At 72.8% G+C, this 15,878-nt stretch carries 8 protein-coding genes; 7 read left to right on the top strand and 1 reads right to left on the bottom strand.

Features of this window, described 5'->3' with window-relative positions:
- Window positions 1-18: 18 nt before the first annotated feature.
- Window positions 19-1,239: a glycoside hydrolase family 64 protein gene (locus ACGFU6_RS15825; RefSeq protein WP_393611238.1), complete on the bottom strand. Its 1,221-nt coding sequence runs from the start codon at window positions 1,237-1,239 to the stop codon at window positions 19-21.
- A gap of 450 nt (window positions 1,240-1,689) precedes the next feature.
- Between ACGFU6_RS15825 and ACGFU6_RS15820 the strand changes: the two genes are divergently transcribed.
- The 7 genes from ACGFU6_RS15820 (at window position 1,690) to ACGFU6_RS15790 (ending at window position 15,588) form a co-directional block, all read left to right on the top strand.
- Window positions 1,690-5,559, top strand: coding sequence for an endo-alpha-N-acetylgalactosaminidase family protein (locus tag ACGFU6_RS15820; RefSeq protein WP_393611237.1), 3,870 nt, complete (start codon window positions 1,690-1,692; stop codon window positions 5,557-5,559).
- Between the two features lie 118 nt (window positions 5,560-5,677).
- A complete protein-coding gene (locus tag ACGFU6_RS15815) occupies window positions 5,678-8,020 on the top strand; it encodes a polysaccharide lyase 8 family protein (RefSeq protein ID WP_393611235.1) in 2,343 nt (780 codons plus the stop codon).
- 79 nt (window positions 8,021-8,099) lie between these two features.
- Window positions 8,100-9,491 carry a trypsin-like peptidase domain-containing protein gene (locus ACGFU6_RS15810; RefSeq protein WP_393611233.1) on the top strand — a complete coding sequence of 464 codons (1,392 nt, stop codon included), beginning with the start codon at window positions 8,100-8,102 and terminating at the stop codon, window positions 9,489-9,491.
- Window positions 9,488-11,800 carry a tetratricopeptide repeat protein gene (locus ACGFU6_RS15805; protein WP_393611231.1) on the top strand — a complete coding sequence of 771 codons (2,313 nt, stop codon included), beginning with the start codon at window positions 9,488-9,490 and terminating at the stop codon, window positions 11,798-11,800. The genes ACGFU6_RS15810 and ACGFU6_RS15805 overlap by 4 nt, the downstream gene beginning before the upstream one ends.
- An 85-nt stretch (window positions 11,801-11,885) precedes the next feature.
- A complete protein-coding gene (locus ACGFU6_RS15800; RefSeq protein ID WP_393611229.1) occupies window positions 11,886-13,343 on the top strand; it encodes a hypothetical protein in 1,458 nt (485 codons plus the stop codon).
- Window positions 13,331-14,353: a hypothetical protein gene (locus ACGFU6_RS15795; protein WP_393611228.1), complete on the top strand. Its 1,023-nt coding sequence runs from the start codon at window positions 13,331-13,333 to the stop codon at window positions 14,351-14,353. Before ACGFU6_RS15800 ends, ACGFU6_RS15795 begins: the two co-directional genes overlap by 13 nt.
- Complete coding sequence (locus ACGFU6_RS15790; protein WP_393611227.1) at window positions 14,350-15,588, top strand: carbohydrate ABC transporter substrate-binding protein; 1,239 nt, start codon at window positions 14,350-14,352, stop codon at window positions 15,586-15,588. Before ACGFU6_RS15795 ends, ACGFU6_RS15790 begins: the two co-directional genes overlap by 4 nt.
- The last annotated feature ends 290 nt before the right edge of the window (window positions 15,589-15,878 follow it).

The raw sequence follows: 15,878 nt of genomic DNA, 5'->3' as shown, positions 1-15,878 counted from the left end.
CCGGTCTGCGTGGAGAGGTCAGGAACCGACGCTCACCGTGAAGCGGCGCGGGTTGCCGTCGTTCGCGGCGCCCGAGACGTCCGGTTCGCCGTCGGGGCGTACGTCGTCGTACGGGAAGGCGTAGCCGATCGGGCTGTTGGCGTGGACGATCCGGGACCAGTGGTTGGTCACGTCGCCCTGGTAGTAGTCCGCCACCGTGGTGCCGTTCGGCTGGTCCGGGTGGCTGAGCATGATCGACCGGTTGAAGCCGGCCGCTATCCGGGCCAGGAGGGCCTTCTTGTCGTCGTTGTCGGCCGGGTTGTTGGCGAACGGACCGCCGTTGCAGGTGAAGATGTCCTGCGAGTTGGGCTTGGAGAAGGTGTGCCCGCCGTCGAAGGTCAGGGTGTCGCCGCTGACCCGTCCGGCGAGGACGCCGCGTCCGCCCTGGAGGTCGATCCGCAGGTCCGTGGAGCGGTACTTCTCCCAGACCTCGTCGACCTGTGCGGTGAACAGGTTCCCGAACGGCATGTCGCCGCCGGACGACGCCATCAGGTTCTGCGGCGAGATGACCCGGAGTACGTTGCCGTCCGGACCGCGCTTCACCAGCTGGTCCCAGGGCTGCCCGTCGGCGGCGGCCTGGGCGGTGAGGTCGTCGGCGATCTTCTGCACCGCGCCGTCCGGGAGCGGGGCCACGGTGTGCGTGCTGTCGCCCTCCAGGGTCAGGCCGATCGGCAGCGCGGTCACCAGGTCGACATAGCTGATGTTCGCGTACAGCTGCTGCGGGTTGAAGGTGAACTCGCAGAACGACCAGGTGCGCCCGTAGTTCGCGTCCGTGGGCGTGGCGAAGGCCGGCTCGACCAGGGCGGGGCCCGGGTTCAGGAAGAACTCCAGGGTGTCGTCGTGCACGAAGTAGACGCGCGCCCCGTACATCTGGGGCAGCGTCACGACGACGGGCGCGCCGCCGGCCGCGTTGAGCGGGATGGCGCAGTCGACCGGCAGTGGAGTCTGCGGGGCCGACGGGGACTCGGGGTGGTAGACGCTGCCGTCGGCCCGCAGCAGCACCCACTGGTCGGTGCCCTGCTCATGACCGGTCACGTACGCGTTTACCTTGCCGGACAGGGACTTGTTCTCCAGGGCCAGTTCGCAGGTCGCGGCGGCCGCCGACGCACTCGGGCTCAGCGCGCTTCCCCAGAGCGGGTAGGTGAGTGCGGTCGCGGAGGCGGCGGCGCCGCCCGTCAGGAACAGTCTGCGCGAAATCACGAGGGGACTCCTGAGGCGTGGGGGGGGTGATGAGGGGAGGTGAAGCAGGTGGTGATGGGGGCGATGAAGGGGTGGGGGTGGAGATGTGGGGGGTGGCGATCGGTGGGGGACAGGAGGCCGCGGGCGGCGGGATGGTGCGGGGAGGTGGAACGAGCGCGTCCGCGGTGCGCACCACTCTCGCGAGGGCTGCGGCGACCGTCAAGACTTGTGACTGAGAGCGCTCTCAAAAACCGAAGGTCTTCACAACTCGACGCCCTAAGCGGCTACTTGGCGTGTCCGCTCCGCACACATCCGGCCATCGTGATCAACAACTGAACACGCGGCCGGTGCCGCGCCCCGTGCTCCCCACGTGGGCTTACTTGGACTTACGCAGAGCGGTTGTTGGACTGGAGGGGCCCTCGGGGCCGTACGTCGTTGACGGTGTCCGGACACGGCGACTACGCAGAGCACATGTCGCCAAGATTCACTACGGCGGGCGCTGCTGCCGCCGCCTCAGCCGCCGTCCTGGCTCTGGTGGGGACCGCCCTCCCCGCCTCAGCCGCCGCCCCCGCGCCCGCCCCGGCCGCATCGGCCGTCCCGGCGGGCGCCGTCATCGCCTCCGCACAGCTCGCCGTCGCCGTCGCGGACGACTTCCCGCGCGTCCTGACGTACACCGACCGCGCCTCCGGGCACCAGCTGTCCGGCTCCACCCGGCCGGTCACCGCCGTCACCCTCAACGGCACCGCGCACGACGTGAAGCTCAAGGGCGCGCCCAGGATCACCAAGTCGGCCGCCCGCTACACGCTGACCTTCACCGATCTGCCCGGCGTCGAGATCGACGCCTCGCTCTCGGTCTCGGGGCGCGCCACCACCTTCAAGGTGACCGCCGTCCGCGACACCGCCGCCTTCCGGGTCGGCACGATCGACATCCCCGGCCACGACCTCGTCTCCGTCGCGAGCACCGACGCCGGGGCCGCCACCGCCTTCACCAAGCTCGACCCGGACTCGACGAGGACCGCCGACGTCTTCGCGAAGGTCACCGACGCCACCAAGGCCGACGCGGCGCCGCTCGGCGCCACGTACGCGATTGTCAACACCGGATCGCTCGCGGCCGCCGTCGAGTCCAACTCCTCGTACGACAAGCCCGCCGGCGCCACCGGCGGCGACGACGCCCGCTTCTGGCACCAGGCCCGCAAGGCCGACGACGGATCGACCCGGGTCGGCGTCTGGTCCGGCCAGTGGACCTACCGGGGCGAGGGCGCACCCAAGCCCGAGAGCGGGGACAACCTGCCCTGGGCGAAGGTCGTCGTCACGCCCGACGCCAACGGCGACAAGACCGTCGACTGGCAGGACGGCGCCGTCGCCTTCCGCTCCATCGGCGTGGTCGCACCGGGCAGCGAGGACACCGCGGACCGGGTCGTCACCCACATCCCGTTCAACTTCGCCAGCCAGGCCACCCACCCCTTCCTGCGCACCCTCGACGACGTCAAGCGGATCTCCCTCTCCACCGACGGCCTCGGGCAGCTCGCGCTGCTCAAGGGGTACGCCTCCGAGGGCCACGACTCCGCCCACCCCGACTACGGCGGCAACTACAACAAGCGCGCCGGCGGGCTGAAGGACCTCAACGAACTGCTGAAGGACGGCAAGAAGTGGGGCGCCACCTTCGGCGTCCACGTCAACGCCACCGAGGCCTACCCGGAGGCGAAGGCGTTCGACGAGAAGCTCGTCGACAAGACCGCGCCCGGCTGGAACTGGCTGAACCAGAGCTACTACATCGACCAGCGCCGCGACATCAACAGCGGCGACCTGGCCCGGCGCTTCCAGCAGCTGCGGGACGAGACGAACAGCAACCTCAGCATGCTGTACATCGACGTCTACTACTCGCACGGCTGGATCGCGGACAAGACGCTCCAGTCGATCCAGAAGCAGGGCTGGAACGTCTCCAGCGAGTGGGCCGACAAGTTCGAGCGCGGCTCGCTCTGGTCGCACTGGGCCAATGACCTCGACTACGGCGGCGCCACCAACAAGGGCCTCAACTCGCAGATCATCCGCTTCATCCGCAACGACGAGAAGGACGTCTGGAACAACGACCCGGTCCTCGGCCAGAGCGCCATCGACGAGTTCGAGGGCTGGACCGGCGAGACCGACTGGAACGCCTTCTACGACAACATCTGGCAGCGCAACCTGCCCGCCAAGTACCTCCAGCAGCAGAAGATCACCCGCTGGGACGGCAACGACATCACCTTCACCGGCGGCGTCAGCGGCACCGTCCAGGACGGGAAGCGGACCTTCTACGACCACGGCCGCAAGGTGCTCAGCGGCACCGACTACCTGCTGCCCTGGGACGGCGGCAAGAAGCTGTACCACTACAGCCGGTCCGGCGGTACGAGCAGCTGGGCGGTGCCCTCCAAGGGCACGTACACCGTCTACAAGCTCACCGACAACGGCCGGGTGAAGACCGGCACGGTGCGTCCCGTGGACGGGAAGGTCACGCTGACGGCCGAGGCCGGACAGCCCTACGTCCTCTACCCGGACAAGGCGCCGAAGGCCGCCGACGCCAAGTGGGGCGAGGGCACCCCCGTCGAGGACCCCGGCTTCAACGACAGCGAGCTCAGTGACTGGTCGAGGACCGGCACGGCCGTACGCGACACCGACAGCCAGGGCCGCAACAGCGCGAAGCTCTCCGGCACCGGCACGGCCGCGCTCTCCCAGCGCCTCGGCGGACTGAAGCCCGGCGCGCGCTACACCGCCTCCGCGCTGATCGAGGTCGAGCCCGGAAAGACCCGGCACACCACCCTGTCGGCCGGCGGGAAGTCCGTGGCCGTGGACCGCTCCACCGCCAAGGACCAGGTCGCCGCGTCCGACTGGCACGGCACCTACTTCCAGCGGGCGAAGGTGAACTTCACCGCCCCCGCCGACGGGCGCACCACCCTGCGCGTCGAGGCGGCCGCCGGCAGCGCGGCGACCGTCCGCGCCGATGACGTACGCGTCGTCGCCAACGCCCCGGCCACGAAGAAGAACACCGTCGTGTACGAGGACTTCGAGGACGTCGACCAGGGCTGGGGCCCCTTCCTCAAGGGCGACGCGGGCGGCTCCACCGACCCCCGCACCAGCATCTCCCAGCTGCACGCCCCGTACACCCAGGCAGGCTGGAACGGGAAGCTCATCGACGACGTGCTCGGCGGAAGCGAGTCCCTCAAGGCCCACGAGGAGAACGCCGGACTCGTCTACCGGACCGCCCCCTGGACCGTGCCGATGGCCGACGGCCACCGCTACAAGGTCGAGTACGACTACCAGTCCAGCCACGCCGGCGCCTACGAGTGGGTCGACGGCTATGACCGGATCACCGCCGACGGCAAGCCCGGCTCTGTCGAGACCCGGACCACGGCCATCGGCGCCCAGCACACCACCGGCCACTTCACCGAGACCGTCACGGCGGGCTGCGGCGACACCTGGACCGGTCTGCGCAAGCGCGACGACGCCCCCGAGGGCGCAGATTTCGCCCTCGACGGCTTCACCGTGACCGACCTCGGCAAGGCCCCCGCGGGTGAGCAGGCCGCCTGCGGCACGCTCACCGTCGCACCGGCCGCACAGACCCTGGAGCCGGGCACGGCCAACACCGTGAAGGCGAGCTTCACCAACTACGAGGCCACCGGCGTCACCGGCGTCACGGTGGGTCTGACCGTCCCCGAGGGCTGGCAGGCCGAGCCCGCGGGCCCGGTCACCTTCGACTCGGTCGCGGCCGGTGCGAAGGTCACCGGGAGCTGGCAGGTCACCCCGCCGGTGGATGCCAAGTACCAGACGTACGAACTGAGTTCCAAGGCGGCGTACACGGTCGGCGGCGACCGGCGCACCCTCGGCGCACGGACCTCCGTACGGACCCTGCCGCCGCCGCCCACCACCGACAGCTGGGCCAGTGACCTGGACTGGACGGCCTCCGAGAACGGCTGGGGACCGGTCGAGCGCGACCTCTCCAACGGCGAGACCGGCACCGGTGACGGCACCCCGCTGACCATCGGCGGAACGGTCTACGAGAAGGGCCTCGGCAGCCACGCACCCGCGAAGGTCCGCTACTACCTGGGCGGGAAGTGCACCTCGTTCACCGCCGAGGTGGGCGTGGACGACGTGCAGAAGAGCGCCGGCAGCGTGCAGTTCTCCGTGACGGCCGACGGCACCGAGAAGGTGAAGTCGCCGGTCCTCAAGGCCGCCGACAGCGCCTGGTCACTGACGGCGGACGTCACCGGCGCCAAGTACGCCGAACTCGTCGTCGGCGACGGCGGCGACAGCAACGGCAACGACCACGCCGACTGGGGCAGCGCCCGCTTCCACTGCGGAGGCTGAACGGCTCCAGGAGGGGAAGGGGCGGGCCGTCTTCGGCCCGCCCCTTCCCCGTCGTAGTAAGCGCGTGCTAGACCAACCCCCGTCCGGTCTAAACCACTTGCACACCGGAGGTAGCCCCGTGTCACTTCTGCCCGCCTGGTCACGCCGCGCCTTTCTCGCCACCACAAGCGCCACCGCACTGGGCCTCGCACTCGCCCCCGCCGCCCGCGCGGCCGGTGCCGACGACGAGTTCGAGACGCTGCGGCTGCGCTGGAACGAGCTCTCGCTCGGCACGGGCTACGACCCCGCCGCCGAGCCCTACGCCTCCCGGCTCGCCGGGACCGGCGAACTCGCCGCCGGGTTCCGCTCGACCATGGCCCCCGCAGCCGACTCGCTCTGGGCCGGGCACACCTTCGACCCGCCGTCCGGCATCACCTGGAGCTACACCCGGCTGTGGACGATGACCCAGGCCTACGCCCAGCAGGGCACGGGCCACACCGGGGACGCCGGGCTGCTCGCCGACATCGTCCGCGGACTCGACCACCTCTCCACGACCGTCTACAACCCGTCCACCACCCCGTACGGCAACTGGTGGGAATGGCAGATCGGCAGCCCGCGCCTGCTCATGGACATCGTCGCCGTGCTCCGCCCCGACCTGGGCGAGGAGCGCGTACAGGCCGCCTGCGCCGCCGTCGACCACTTCATCCCCGACACCGCGCTCACCGACTACAGCGGCACCTCCACCGGCGCCAACCGGGTCGACCTCTGCCGCTCGGTCGCCCTGCGCGGCATCCTGGGGCGCGACGACGCCAAGGCCGCGCTCGCCCGCGACGCCCTCTCGCCCGTCTTCCCGTACGTGAACGAGGGCGACGGCCTCTACGCCGACGGCTCGTTCATCCAGCACACCTGGATCGCCTACTCCGGCACGTACGGCCAGGTCATGCTCGACGGCCTGGGCCGCCTCTTCGCGCTGCTGGCCGGATCCACCTGGGAGGTCACCGACCCGGGCCGCCAGGTCATCCTGGACAGCGTCGAGCACGCCTACGCGCCGCTCATCCACGACGGTCTGATGATGGACAGCGTCAACGGCCGGGCCATCAGCCGCGGAGTCCTCAAGAGCGACGAACTCCAGGTGATGCGCAGCGACCACTTCCACGGACAGGGGCTGATCGCCGCCGTCGCGCTCCTGGCGAACGGCGCCTCCGCCGCCGAGCGCGACCGGTGGAACGGCATGATCAAGGGCTGGATCGAACGCGACACCGTCAGCCCGATCCTCACCGCCCCGCAGTTCGGGGTCGCCGACCTCGCCCGGCTGCACGCGGCGGCCGGCGCCCCGGTGCCCGCCGCGCCCGAACCCGTCGGCCACACCCTGTTCGCCGCGATGGACCGGGCGGTGCACCGGCGTCCCGGCTGGGTCGCGAACCTCTCCATGTCGTCGGAGCGGATCAGCTCCTACGAGTGCGGCAACGGCGAGAACCCGCGCGGCTGGCACACCGGCGCCGGAATGCTCTACTGGTGGCAGGGCCGGGACGGCGGCGACCAGTACACCGACTGGTTCTGGCCCACCGTCGACTGGTACCGGCTGCCCGGCACCACCGTCTCCACCAAACGGCTGGCCGACCGGGCGGGCGGCGAGTGGGGCGCGCCCCGGCCCGACGTGCGCTGGGTCGGCGGCGCGCACGACGGCGAGTTCGCCGCGATCGGCCAGCACGTGAAGGGCCTGGACTCCACCCTGGAGGCCCGCAAGTCCTGGTTCTGCGCCGCCGACACGGTCATCTGCCTCGGCGCCGGCATCACGGCCGCCGACGGGGTGCCCGTCGAGACCGTCGTCGACAACCGCAACCTGGGCCCGGACGAGGACGGGCAGACCCTCACCGTCGAGGAGGGCCGCCGACCCCGCTGGGCCCATCTGGACGGCCACGGCGGCTGGGTGCTGCCCGGCGGCGCCGAACTGCGCACCCTGCGCGAGGCCCGGACCGGCGCCTGGTCCGACATCAACACCACCAGCTCCGCCGAACAGCGCACCCGCCACTGGCAGACCCTCTGGCTCGACCACGGCACCGACCCGGCCGACGCCGGCTACCTCTACCTCCTGATGCCGGGCGCCTCCCGGCGCACCGTCGCCGCCCGCGCCGCCGACCGGCACTGGCTGCGGGTGCTCGCCAACACCTCGGCCGTGCAGGCGGTCGCCGTGCGCTCGCTCGGGCTGACCGCCGCCAACTTCTGGCAGCCCGGCCGGGCGGGGCGGCTCTCCTCGACCGGACCGGCCAGTGTCCTCCTGCGCGAGCGCCGGGGCACGGCCACGATCCGGATCAGCGGCCCCGACCGGAGCGGCAGCCCCTTCGAGGTGGTCTGGGACCATCCGGTGCGCGAGGCCGTCCCGGCCGGCCCGGGCATCGAGGTCCGCGCCACCGGCCGGCGGCTGGTGCTGGGCGTCGACCCGGGGAAGGCGGGGGCCACCCTCAGGTGTGACCTCCGGTAGCCCCTCGGGTGCGATCCGGCGGGTGGAGTCTGCCGGGAGTCTGGGAAGGACCACCGTCGCACGCGTACGCTCAGGAGCCATGGGGGAGTTGAGAGCGGACTGGCGGCTGCGGTTACGCCGCGGCGGTCCCGGCGGCGAGGTGTGCGGGGCAGGCGTGCTGCTGACCCAGGACCGGATGCTGACCTGCGCGCACGTCGTCGGTGAGGCCGACGCCCGGATGTGGGTGGAGTTCGCCGAGAACCCCGCGATCCCGCCGGTCGCCGCCCGGGTCGCGCCGGACGGCTGGCTGCCCGGCCGGGACGGGCACGCCCATGAGGACATCGCCGTACTCGCGCTGGACAGCCCACGCCCGCAGGCGGCCCCCGCCCGGCTGGCCCGGCGGATGGAGCGCGGCCAGGAAGTGTGGATCGGCGGCTACTCCCAGGCCTTCGACGAGGGCATGTGGCTGACCGGCCGGATCAGCGGGCTGCACGGCGCGTGGGTGCAGCTCGACGCCGGCCGCAACGTCGAGGTGGTGCGCCCCGGCTTCAGCGGCGCGGCCGTCCAGACCCGGGGCGAGGGAGCCGGCACCGACCTGGTCGTCGGTCTGGTGGTGAGCTGGCGCGGCGATCTGGAACTGGAACTGCCCGACGAGAACGACCTGGCGTTCTCGTACATGATCCCCGTCGACCGCATCGCCGAACTCGTGCCGCTGGTGGCCGAACTGAGCGGGCCCGACGGCTGGGACAACGGGCTGTCCGAGCGGCTGCGCGCCTGGTTCGCGGGCGTCGACCAGCCCGCCGTGCGGGTCGGGGTCGTCCCGTACGGCGGCGGCCGGGACCGCACGCTGCAGCACCAGCTCCACCGGGCCCACCTCGTCCACCGGGGCGGGCGCACCCGCCCCGAGGAGCTGGTCGAGACACTGGTGAGGCAGCTGCGGCCGCCCCGCCACCAGCGCAACGCCTACCGCGACTGGCTCCTGGAGGGCGGCGACGAGCCGGAACGCTCGCTCGCCGGCTCGCCGGTGGGCTCTGGTCCGGTGCTCGCCGTGATCGGCCTGGACGAGGACCCGGACCCGGGCGCACTGGTCTCCCTGCTGACGCGCGTGCGGGCACTCGGTTTCCGGCTGCTGGTCATCTTCCGCAGCGGCGAGGGAGCGGCACTGGAGGAGGTGGGCCGGGACCTGCTGGTGCCGGCCCTGGAGGAACGGGCCGAGGTACTGGTGCGCAGGACCGAGCGCTTGGAGCGCGAGTGGGTCAGGCTCAGCGGCCTGCTCGACTCGGCGTCCCTGGTCCCCGGCCCCGCCGTCGACTCGGCCACCCGCCGCCGCCAGCTGCACGCCCTGCGGTCGGTCGAGGACCCGGGGGAGCGACTGGCCGCGCTGAAACAGCTGTTACGCGAGCTGCGCGGCGACCTCGACGAGCGGTCCCGGCAAAGGCCCCCGGAGCTGCCGGGGCAGCGCACCGGCCAGGGTCCGGCGGGGCGCGCATGAGGATCCGGTGCCCGCACCGCCGCTTCACCGGAGGCCCCTGCGAGGGGGCCGTCCAGCCCACCGGCTACTGCGACACCTGCGGCCGCGACGAGTCGGACCCCGGACTCCCGCCGCTGCCCGCGGCCCCCGAGGAGCACGGACCCGCCGGACTCCTCGAACTCCCGCTGCTGGAGCCGGGCACCCCGGCCGAGCGGCTCAGCGCGGCCGAGCGGCCGGTGCGCATCGTGATGACGTGCTCGGCCAAGGCCTGCGGGGTGGCGTTCGTCCCCCCGTACACCGCGGCGTCACCGCCGCAGGAGGGCCACTGCCCCCGCTGCGGCGCCCCGTACTCCTACCGCCCCGAGCTGACGAAGGGCGGGCCGCCGCTCCAGGACCAGTACCGGATCCGGGGCCCCATCGCCCACGGCGGCCAGGGCTGGGTCTACCTGGCGCAGGACACCCACCTGGAGGACCTCGTCGCGGTCAAGGGGCTCCTCAACCGCTACGCGGAGCGCGGCGCCGCCCAGGCCGGTGAGGAGCGCCGCAGCCTGGTCGCGATCCGGCACGAACGCATCGTCCAGATCCGCGACTTCGTCAGCACCCACAACGCCGACGGCACCGTGTCCGGCGGTTACATCGTGATGGAGGACGTCGGCGACCGCACGCTGTCGGCCGTCGTCGAACTGACCCGGCGGGGCGACTTCGTCCTCGACATCGAGCACGTCATCACCTACGGCTGCCAGATCCTGGAGGCCCTCGCCCATCTGCACGGCATGGGCTTCCTGTACGGCGACATGAAGCCGTCCAACGTCATCCACCACGGCGACGGCATCAAGGTCATCGACCTCGGCGGGGTCCGCAAGGCGGGTGCCACCGACCCGCCCCCGGTGATCACCCCCTGGTTCGCCGCACCCGAGATGGACGGCGGCAAACCGCTGACCGTCGCGCACGACCTGCACACCGTCGGCGTCACCCTGGGCGAACTGGCCGGCTGGGCGGTCGGGGACGACGTGCCGGGGCTCGGCATCAGCTCCTTCCGGCTGGTGGTGGAGCGGGCCACGGCACACGCCCCGGAGCGCCGCTTCGGCTCCGCCGACGACATGGCGGGCCAACTGCGCGGAGTACTGCGCGAGATCCGGGCCCTGCGGGGCAAACGCGACCAGCCCGAACCCTCCGACTACTTCACCCCGTCCACCGAACTCCTGGGCGTCCGGCTGGGTTCGGTGCCCGACTACGCGCACTGGCTGCGCCGCCCGCTGCACGGCCGCCGGGAGACACCCCCCTCGCCCGCGCTCGACTCCGGGCTGCCCACCCCGACCGAGATCGCCCGCCGGCTGCCGGTGCCGAGGCCCTACCCCGGCGACCCGCAGGCGGCCCGCTTCGGCGTCAGCAGCTACGACCCCGGGCAGCCGCTGGCCCAGCCCTCCCGCGGTGAGCGGTCCGTGGAGATCTGCCTGCACAACGCCCGGCTGCTGCTCGGCCAGGAGGGCGACGAGGCACTCGCCGCCGCCCGGGAACAGGTCGAGGAGGCGGCCGGCATACCGGGCCCCGGACCGGTCAGGGAATGGCGGCTCAGCTGGCACCGGGGGCTCGTCGCGCTGCGGGGCGCCGATGTGCTGGACGACCGGCGGGCGATGCTCGAAAAGGCCCTGAAGCAGTTCTCCGCCGTGCACCGGGCGCTGCCCGGCGAGTACGCGGCCAAGCTCGCGCTCGCCTACGGCGCGGAACAGCTCGGCGTCGAACACCTCGGTGAGGAGGGGGCGGTCTCGGCCGGGCGCTCCGCGTACGAGCTGTTCCGCGCCGTGCACGCCCGCAACCCCTCGCACGTCGGCGCCGCCCTGGGGCTGGCCCGGCTCGCCCTGGCACGCGGTGACCGGGCCGCCGCGATCGAGGTCCTCGACCAGGTGCCCGACGAGTCGCGCGACCACACCGTCGCGCGGATTGCCGCCTTCCGCATCCGGGCGGCGCGGCTCGCGGCGGGGGAGCGGCCGCTGCCCGACGAGGCGGACATCGACGCCTGCCTCGCCCTGCTCGCCCCCGCACCGGGTGCGCATCCCCCGGTGGTCGCGGGCGACGAACCCGCCTGGCTGCTGCGGACCGAGCTGTACGAGTGGAAGCTCGACGCGGTACTGGCGGCGGCCGGCGGCCCGAAGCCACGCGGGCGCTGGGCGCGGACGGGCCTGCCGCCCCCGGCCGTGCCCCGGGAACGGGACGTGCGGATGGAGCTGGAGCAGTGCTACCGCTGGCTGGCCCGGCAGCGGCAGGCGCCGGCCGAGTACGAGCGGCTGATCGACCTCTCGCACGCGGTCCGCCCGCAGACCCGCTCCTGACGCCCGCCCGCCGAAACGGCCCTGGTGTCCGCCCGCAGACCCGTTCCCGGTGTCCGCCCGCAACGACTCAACTGGAGGCAGCCCCTTGGGCGCTACCGATCCGTCGCCCGCCCCGCGGCTGCCCGTCGGCCTCAAGGTGTCCGTCGACGTCCGGCGCGATCAGCAGCCGCACCGCGACGCGCGGATCGACGCCCACGTGCGGGTCAAGGCGGTCGGCATCGGACCCAGCGACGAGCTGCCCGCCGTCGAACTCGCCGTCGTCATCGCGCTGGACGTCGCGGCGGAGCGGCGGGAGGCCGCGGCCGGCGCGCTGGCCGCCGCCCTGCGCGCCCTGCCCGACGGCCTCTCGTTCACCGTCCTGGGCGGTGCCGACGAGACCGGGGCTCTGAGCGCCTGTTACCCGCTGCGCGGCCGGTGGGCGCTGTCCGGCACGGGGGAGAAGCGCCGGGCTGCGTTCAGCGCGGGCCGGATCCTCCCGGCCGCCGGCGACCGGCCGCCCGTCGGGTACCGGGCCTGGCTCGCCGCAGCCCGCGAACTGTTCGCCCAGCGCCCGCTGCCCGTACGCCACCTGCTGCTGATCACCGACGGGAGCAGCCACGACGGGGCGGCCGCCCCCGACCTCGACGAACCCGGCCGGGACGGCGGCGAGCTGAACACCGAACTGAGCCGCTGCGCCGGGTGGTTCACCGCGGACGTGCTCGCGCTCGGCGGCGACTGGGACCCCGCGCCGCTGCTCGCCGTCGCCGAGCGGCTGCACGGCAGCCCGGTCGACGCGCCGGAGAGGTTCGACCCCTCGGTCGCCGAGGCCGTGCGGCGGCTGCGCCGGGTCCGCAGCCCCGAACTGCCCGTCTCGGTGGCCGTGCGCCCGGCGGTGCACGGGGTGACCCTGACCGAGACCGCCCCCCGTCGGCAGGCGCTCCAGGCGGTGCGCCCGGCCGGCGAGCCGCGCCGGTTCGACTTCCCCACCCACCAGTGGGAGCCGGGCACCCGCGACTACCTCCTCACCCTGGGCGTCGACGCGAGCACCGACCCGCTGGGCGTGCTGCTGCAACTGGCCACCGTCTCCGTCGGTGACTCCACCGCCCCGCTCCTGGTCCGCTGGCTGCCGCCCGGAGACGCGGTGGGGGCCGGGACGGCCGGCGACGGGGGCAGCACCCTCCAGACGATGGACGTCGCCACCCGGATGCGGGCCGCCCTGGACCGGGGATTCCTCGCCCTGGACCCGCTGAGCCGGGACGAGGCCGGGCAGCAGCTGGGCCTCGCGGTCAGGCTGGCCAACGAGATCGGCGCCAGCTGGGTCGTGGCCCGGGTGCGCGAGGTGGCCGAGATCCTGGACGGTTCCCGGGGCGTGGTCCGCATCGGCCCGGACGTGGACCCTGGCAGCGTGCGCCGCGGACGGCTGAACATCGCCGCCGGCCATCTGCTGGACCTGCCCGAGCAGCCAGCCGGGAAGCCGGTGAAATGCCCGGACTGCGACCACCCCGCCGGGCCCCACGCCCAGTACTGCATCGCCTGCGGAAGGGGGCTGGGATGCCCTGGCTGACCCGTTGGACACGCGCCTTACGGACCCGGACCGGCGGCTCCCGTACCAGGCGGCTGCTCGAACTGCACCTGGTGGTGCTGGTGGTGACCGCACTCGTCTCGATGACCGTCCTGCTCACCTCCTACCGCGAGGTGCAGAACTCCGCCGGTGAGATGCGCACCCGCGGCGCACCCGCCGTCCAGGGAGTCGCCGCCACCCAGCTCGCGCTGCTCCGCGCCCACGAGGAGGCGCAGATCTCCGTCGACAAGCACATCGACAACGTGGTCGGCGCCGGCGCGCGCTACGAGAACCAGCTCTCCGCCGCCAGCCAGGGGCTGTCCCGGCTCTCGGACGTACAGATCGACGGCGAACGCGGCCGCGGAGTGCTCGATACGGTCAACGGCGGCCTGCTGACCTCGTACAGCAGCTCGATGACGCCCGGCTCGGTCAAGTACGTGGACGACTACTGGATGCAGCGGGAGAAGTTCGCGGAGGCCAAGGGCATCCTCAGCCGGCCGGGCACCGGAGTGGTGCCGCGCCTGGACGTCCTGCAGCGGCACCAGATGCAGCGCGTCGACCGGGTCAGCTCCATGGGCGCCCTCCAGCGCACCGGCTGGGCGGTGGCCGAACTGGGCCTGCTGGTACTGGCCCTGACCGCACTCTCGGCGCTGTGGGTGCTTCGGGTGCGCTGCGGGCGCAGCCACGATCCCTGGCTGCTGCTGACGCTGCTGGCGGCCGTCGCCCTGGCCGTCGTCCCGCTGTGGGCGACCACCGCCACCCAGGAGCGTCTGGACACCGCCCGCCACCGGCTCGTCGCCATCGAGGAGCGCGCCCACGACCACCGGGACCACCTGGCCGAGTCCCAGCGGGACGTCATCGACGAGTCCACGCTCCTGCGCGGCGGGCTGGCCGCACGGAGCTGGCAGAGCTGGACCTACTACGGGGTACTCGGCGGCGGCGCGCTGATCGTCCTGCTGCCCGCCGTCGGCATCTGCCGGCGGCTCAACGCCGACTACTGGAGGGCCGGATGACCCGGCGGACCCGCGCCCTGCTGCTCGTCCTGACGCTGTTGCTGACCGCCGGGGGCTGCGGGCTCTCGGCGCCCGGCGGCAGCGACGAGGAGCCGAAGGTGACGATCCTCGGCCCGTGGACCGACGAGCAGGAAAGGCAGTTCAAGGAGGTGCTGGACGGCTTCGGCATCCCGTACACCTACCAGGGGACCGCCGCGACACGCGAGGTGCTGCTCGCCGCAGTGCAGGCCGGCGATCCGCCCGACATCGCGATCCTGCCGGGCGTCGGTGAACTCGTCGAGTACGCCGAGGAGGAGCGGCTGCAGCCGCTGAGCGGGCTGTACGAGCCCGAGGAGTACGGGGACCCGTGGCGGCCCGGGGCGCGCGGCATCGCCGACGATCTGTGGGTGCCGCTCAAGGCGGACCTCAAGTCGATCGTCTGGTACCGGGGGGAGGAGCGCCCGGACCCGGTCCCCGCGCCCCTGGGCTCCTGGTGCATCGGCATGGGCGACGACGGCGCGTCCGGCTGGCCCGGCAGCGACTGGATCGAGGACCTGATCCTCCAGCGGGCGGGCCCGACCATCTACGAGGCCTGGGCGACCGGCGACCTGAAGTGGACCGACGAGCGCGTGAGCAGCGCCTGGACCACCTGGGCCGGGCTGCTCGCCCAGGACCGGGACGCCGCCCGCAGCGCGCTGCTCGGTGACCACCGGGGCCCGGTCGGCGGTCACGGGCTGCTCTTCGGGGGCGGCTGCGACCTGGAGCACCAGGGCTCCTTCGCCCGCGCCTTCTACGGGGACCGCAAGGAGGAGGCCCGCTTCACGGACTCGGCGGCACTGCTTCCCGGCGGCCCGTACACGGTCAAGGCCCACGAGGTGGCGGCCGACTTCGCCGCGCTGTTCGGCCGGGGCGGCCCGGCCCGTGACATGATCAGGCGGCTCGCCTCCCGGGAAGCGCAGGAGGACTGGGGGCGCAAGGGCGGGGTGTTCTCACCGAACGCGGCGGTCCCGGCCAAGAAGGGCAAGGTCGACAAGGAGATCAGCACCCGCTTCACCGATCAGCGGGTCCCGCTCTGCCTGGACGCCTCCGACGTCATGCCGGCCGCCGTGCGGGACGCGTTCTACGAGGCGGTCCTGCTGACCGTCGCCCATCCGGAGGAACCGGTACGGCCCCGGCTGGAGGACATCCAGAAGGTCCAGGACGCCCAGCCGTCCGCCACCCCCCGGCTGACCGGAGTGTGTGGCAGGGCACAGTGAACGTTCACGGATACCTTTGTGGAGTTCCCACAAGCGGCGAGGGGGGTGGGCTGGCACTTCGCCTGCATGGTCCACGGCTTCTGTCAGGCTCCACCAGGAAACCGGGCGGGAGACTGTACGGAGTCGACGGCACGATTTTCTTGCCGGACTTCGTAGGGTCGGTACATGACCGTTGTGGACGAAACCCCGGGCCGGCCGAGCGATACCCGTGGCCGTGTGGCCGAACTGCTGGCGCTGCGTGAGCAGGCGCGGCGTGGGCCGAGTGACCGGGCGACCGAGGCGCAGCACGC

The sequence above is a fragment of the Streptomyces sp. NPDC048462 genome, assembly GCF_043200175.1.
GTDB lineage: Bacteria > Actinomycetota > Actinomycetes > Streptomycetales > Streptomycetaceae > Streptomyces.
The sequence above is the reverse complement of the archived record's forward strand: the minus strand, read 5'-3'. Positions and strand labels throughout refer to the sequence as shown.

Bases quoted from the DNA above. Each gene is read 5' to 3' on its own strand.
- ACGFU6_RS15795 (WP_393611228.1), top strand. From the start codon at position 13,331: ATGCCCTGGCTGACCCGTTGGACACGCGCCTTACGGACCCGGACCGGC.
- ACGFU6_RS15810 (WP_393611233.1), top strand. From the start codon at position 8,100: ATGGGGGAGTTGAGAGCGGACTGGCGGCTGCGGTTACGCCGCGGCGGT.
- ACGFU6_RS15790 (WP_393611227.1), top strand. From the start codon at position 14,350: ATGACCCGGCGGACCCGCGCCCTGCTGCTCGTCCTGACGCTGTTGCTG.
- ACGFU6_RS15805 (WP_393611231.1), top strand. From the start codon at position 9,488: ATGAGGATCCGGTGCCCGCACCGCCGCTTCACCGGAGGCCCCTGCGAG.
- ACGFU6_RS15820 (WP_393611237.1), top strand. From the start codon at position 1,690: ATGTCGCCAAGATTCACTACGGCGGGCGCTGCTGCCGCCGCCTCAGCC.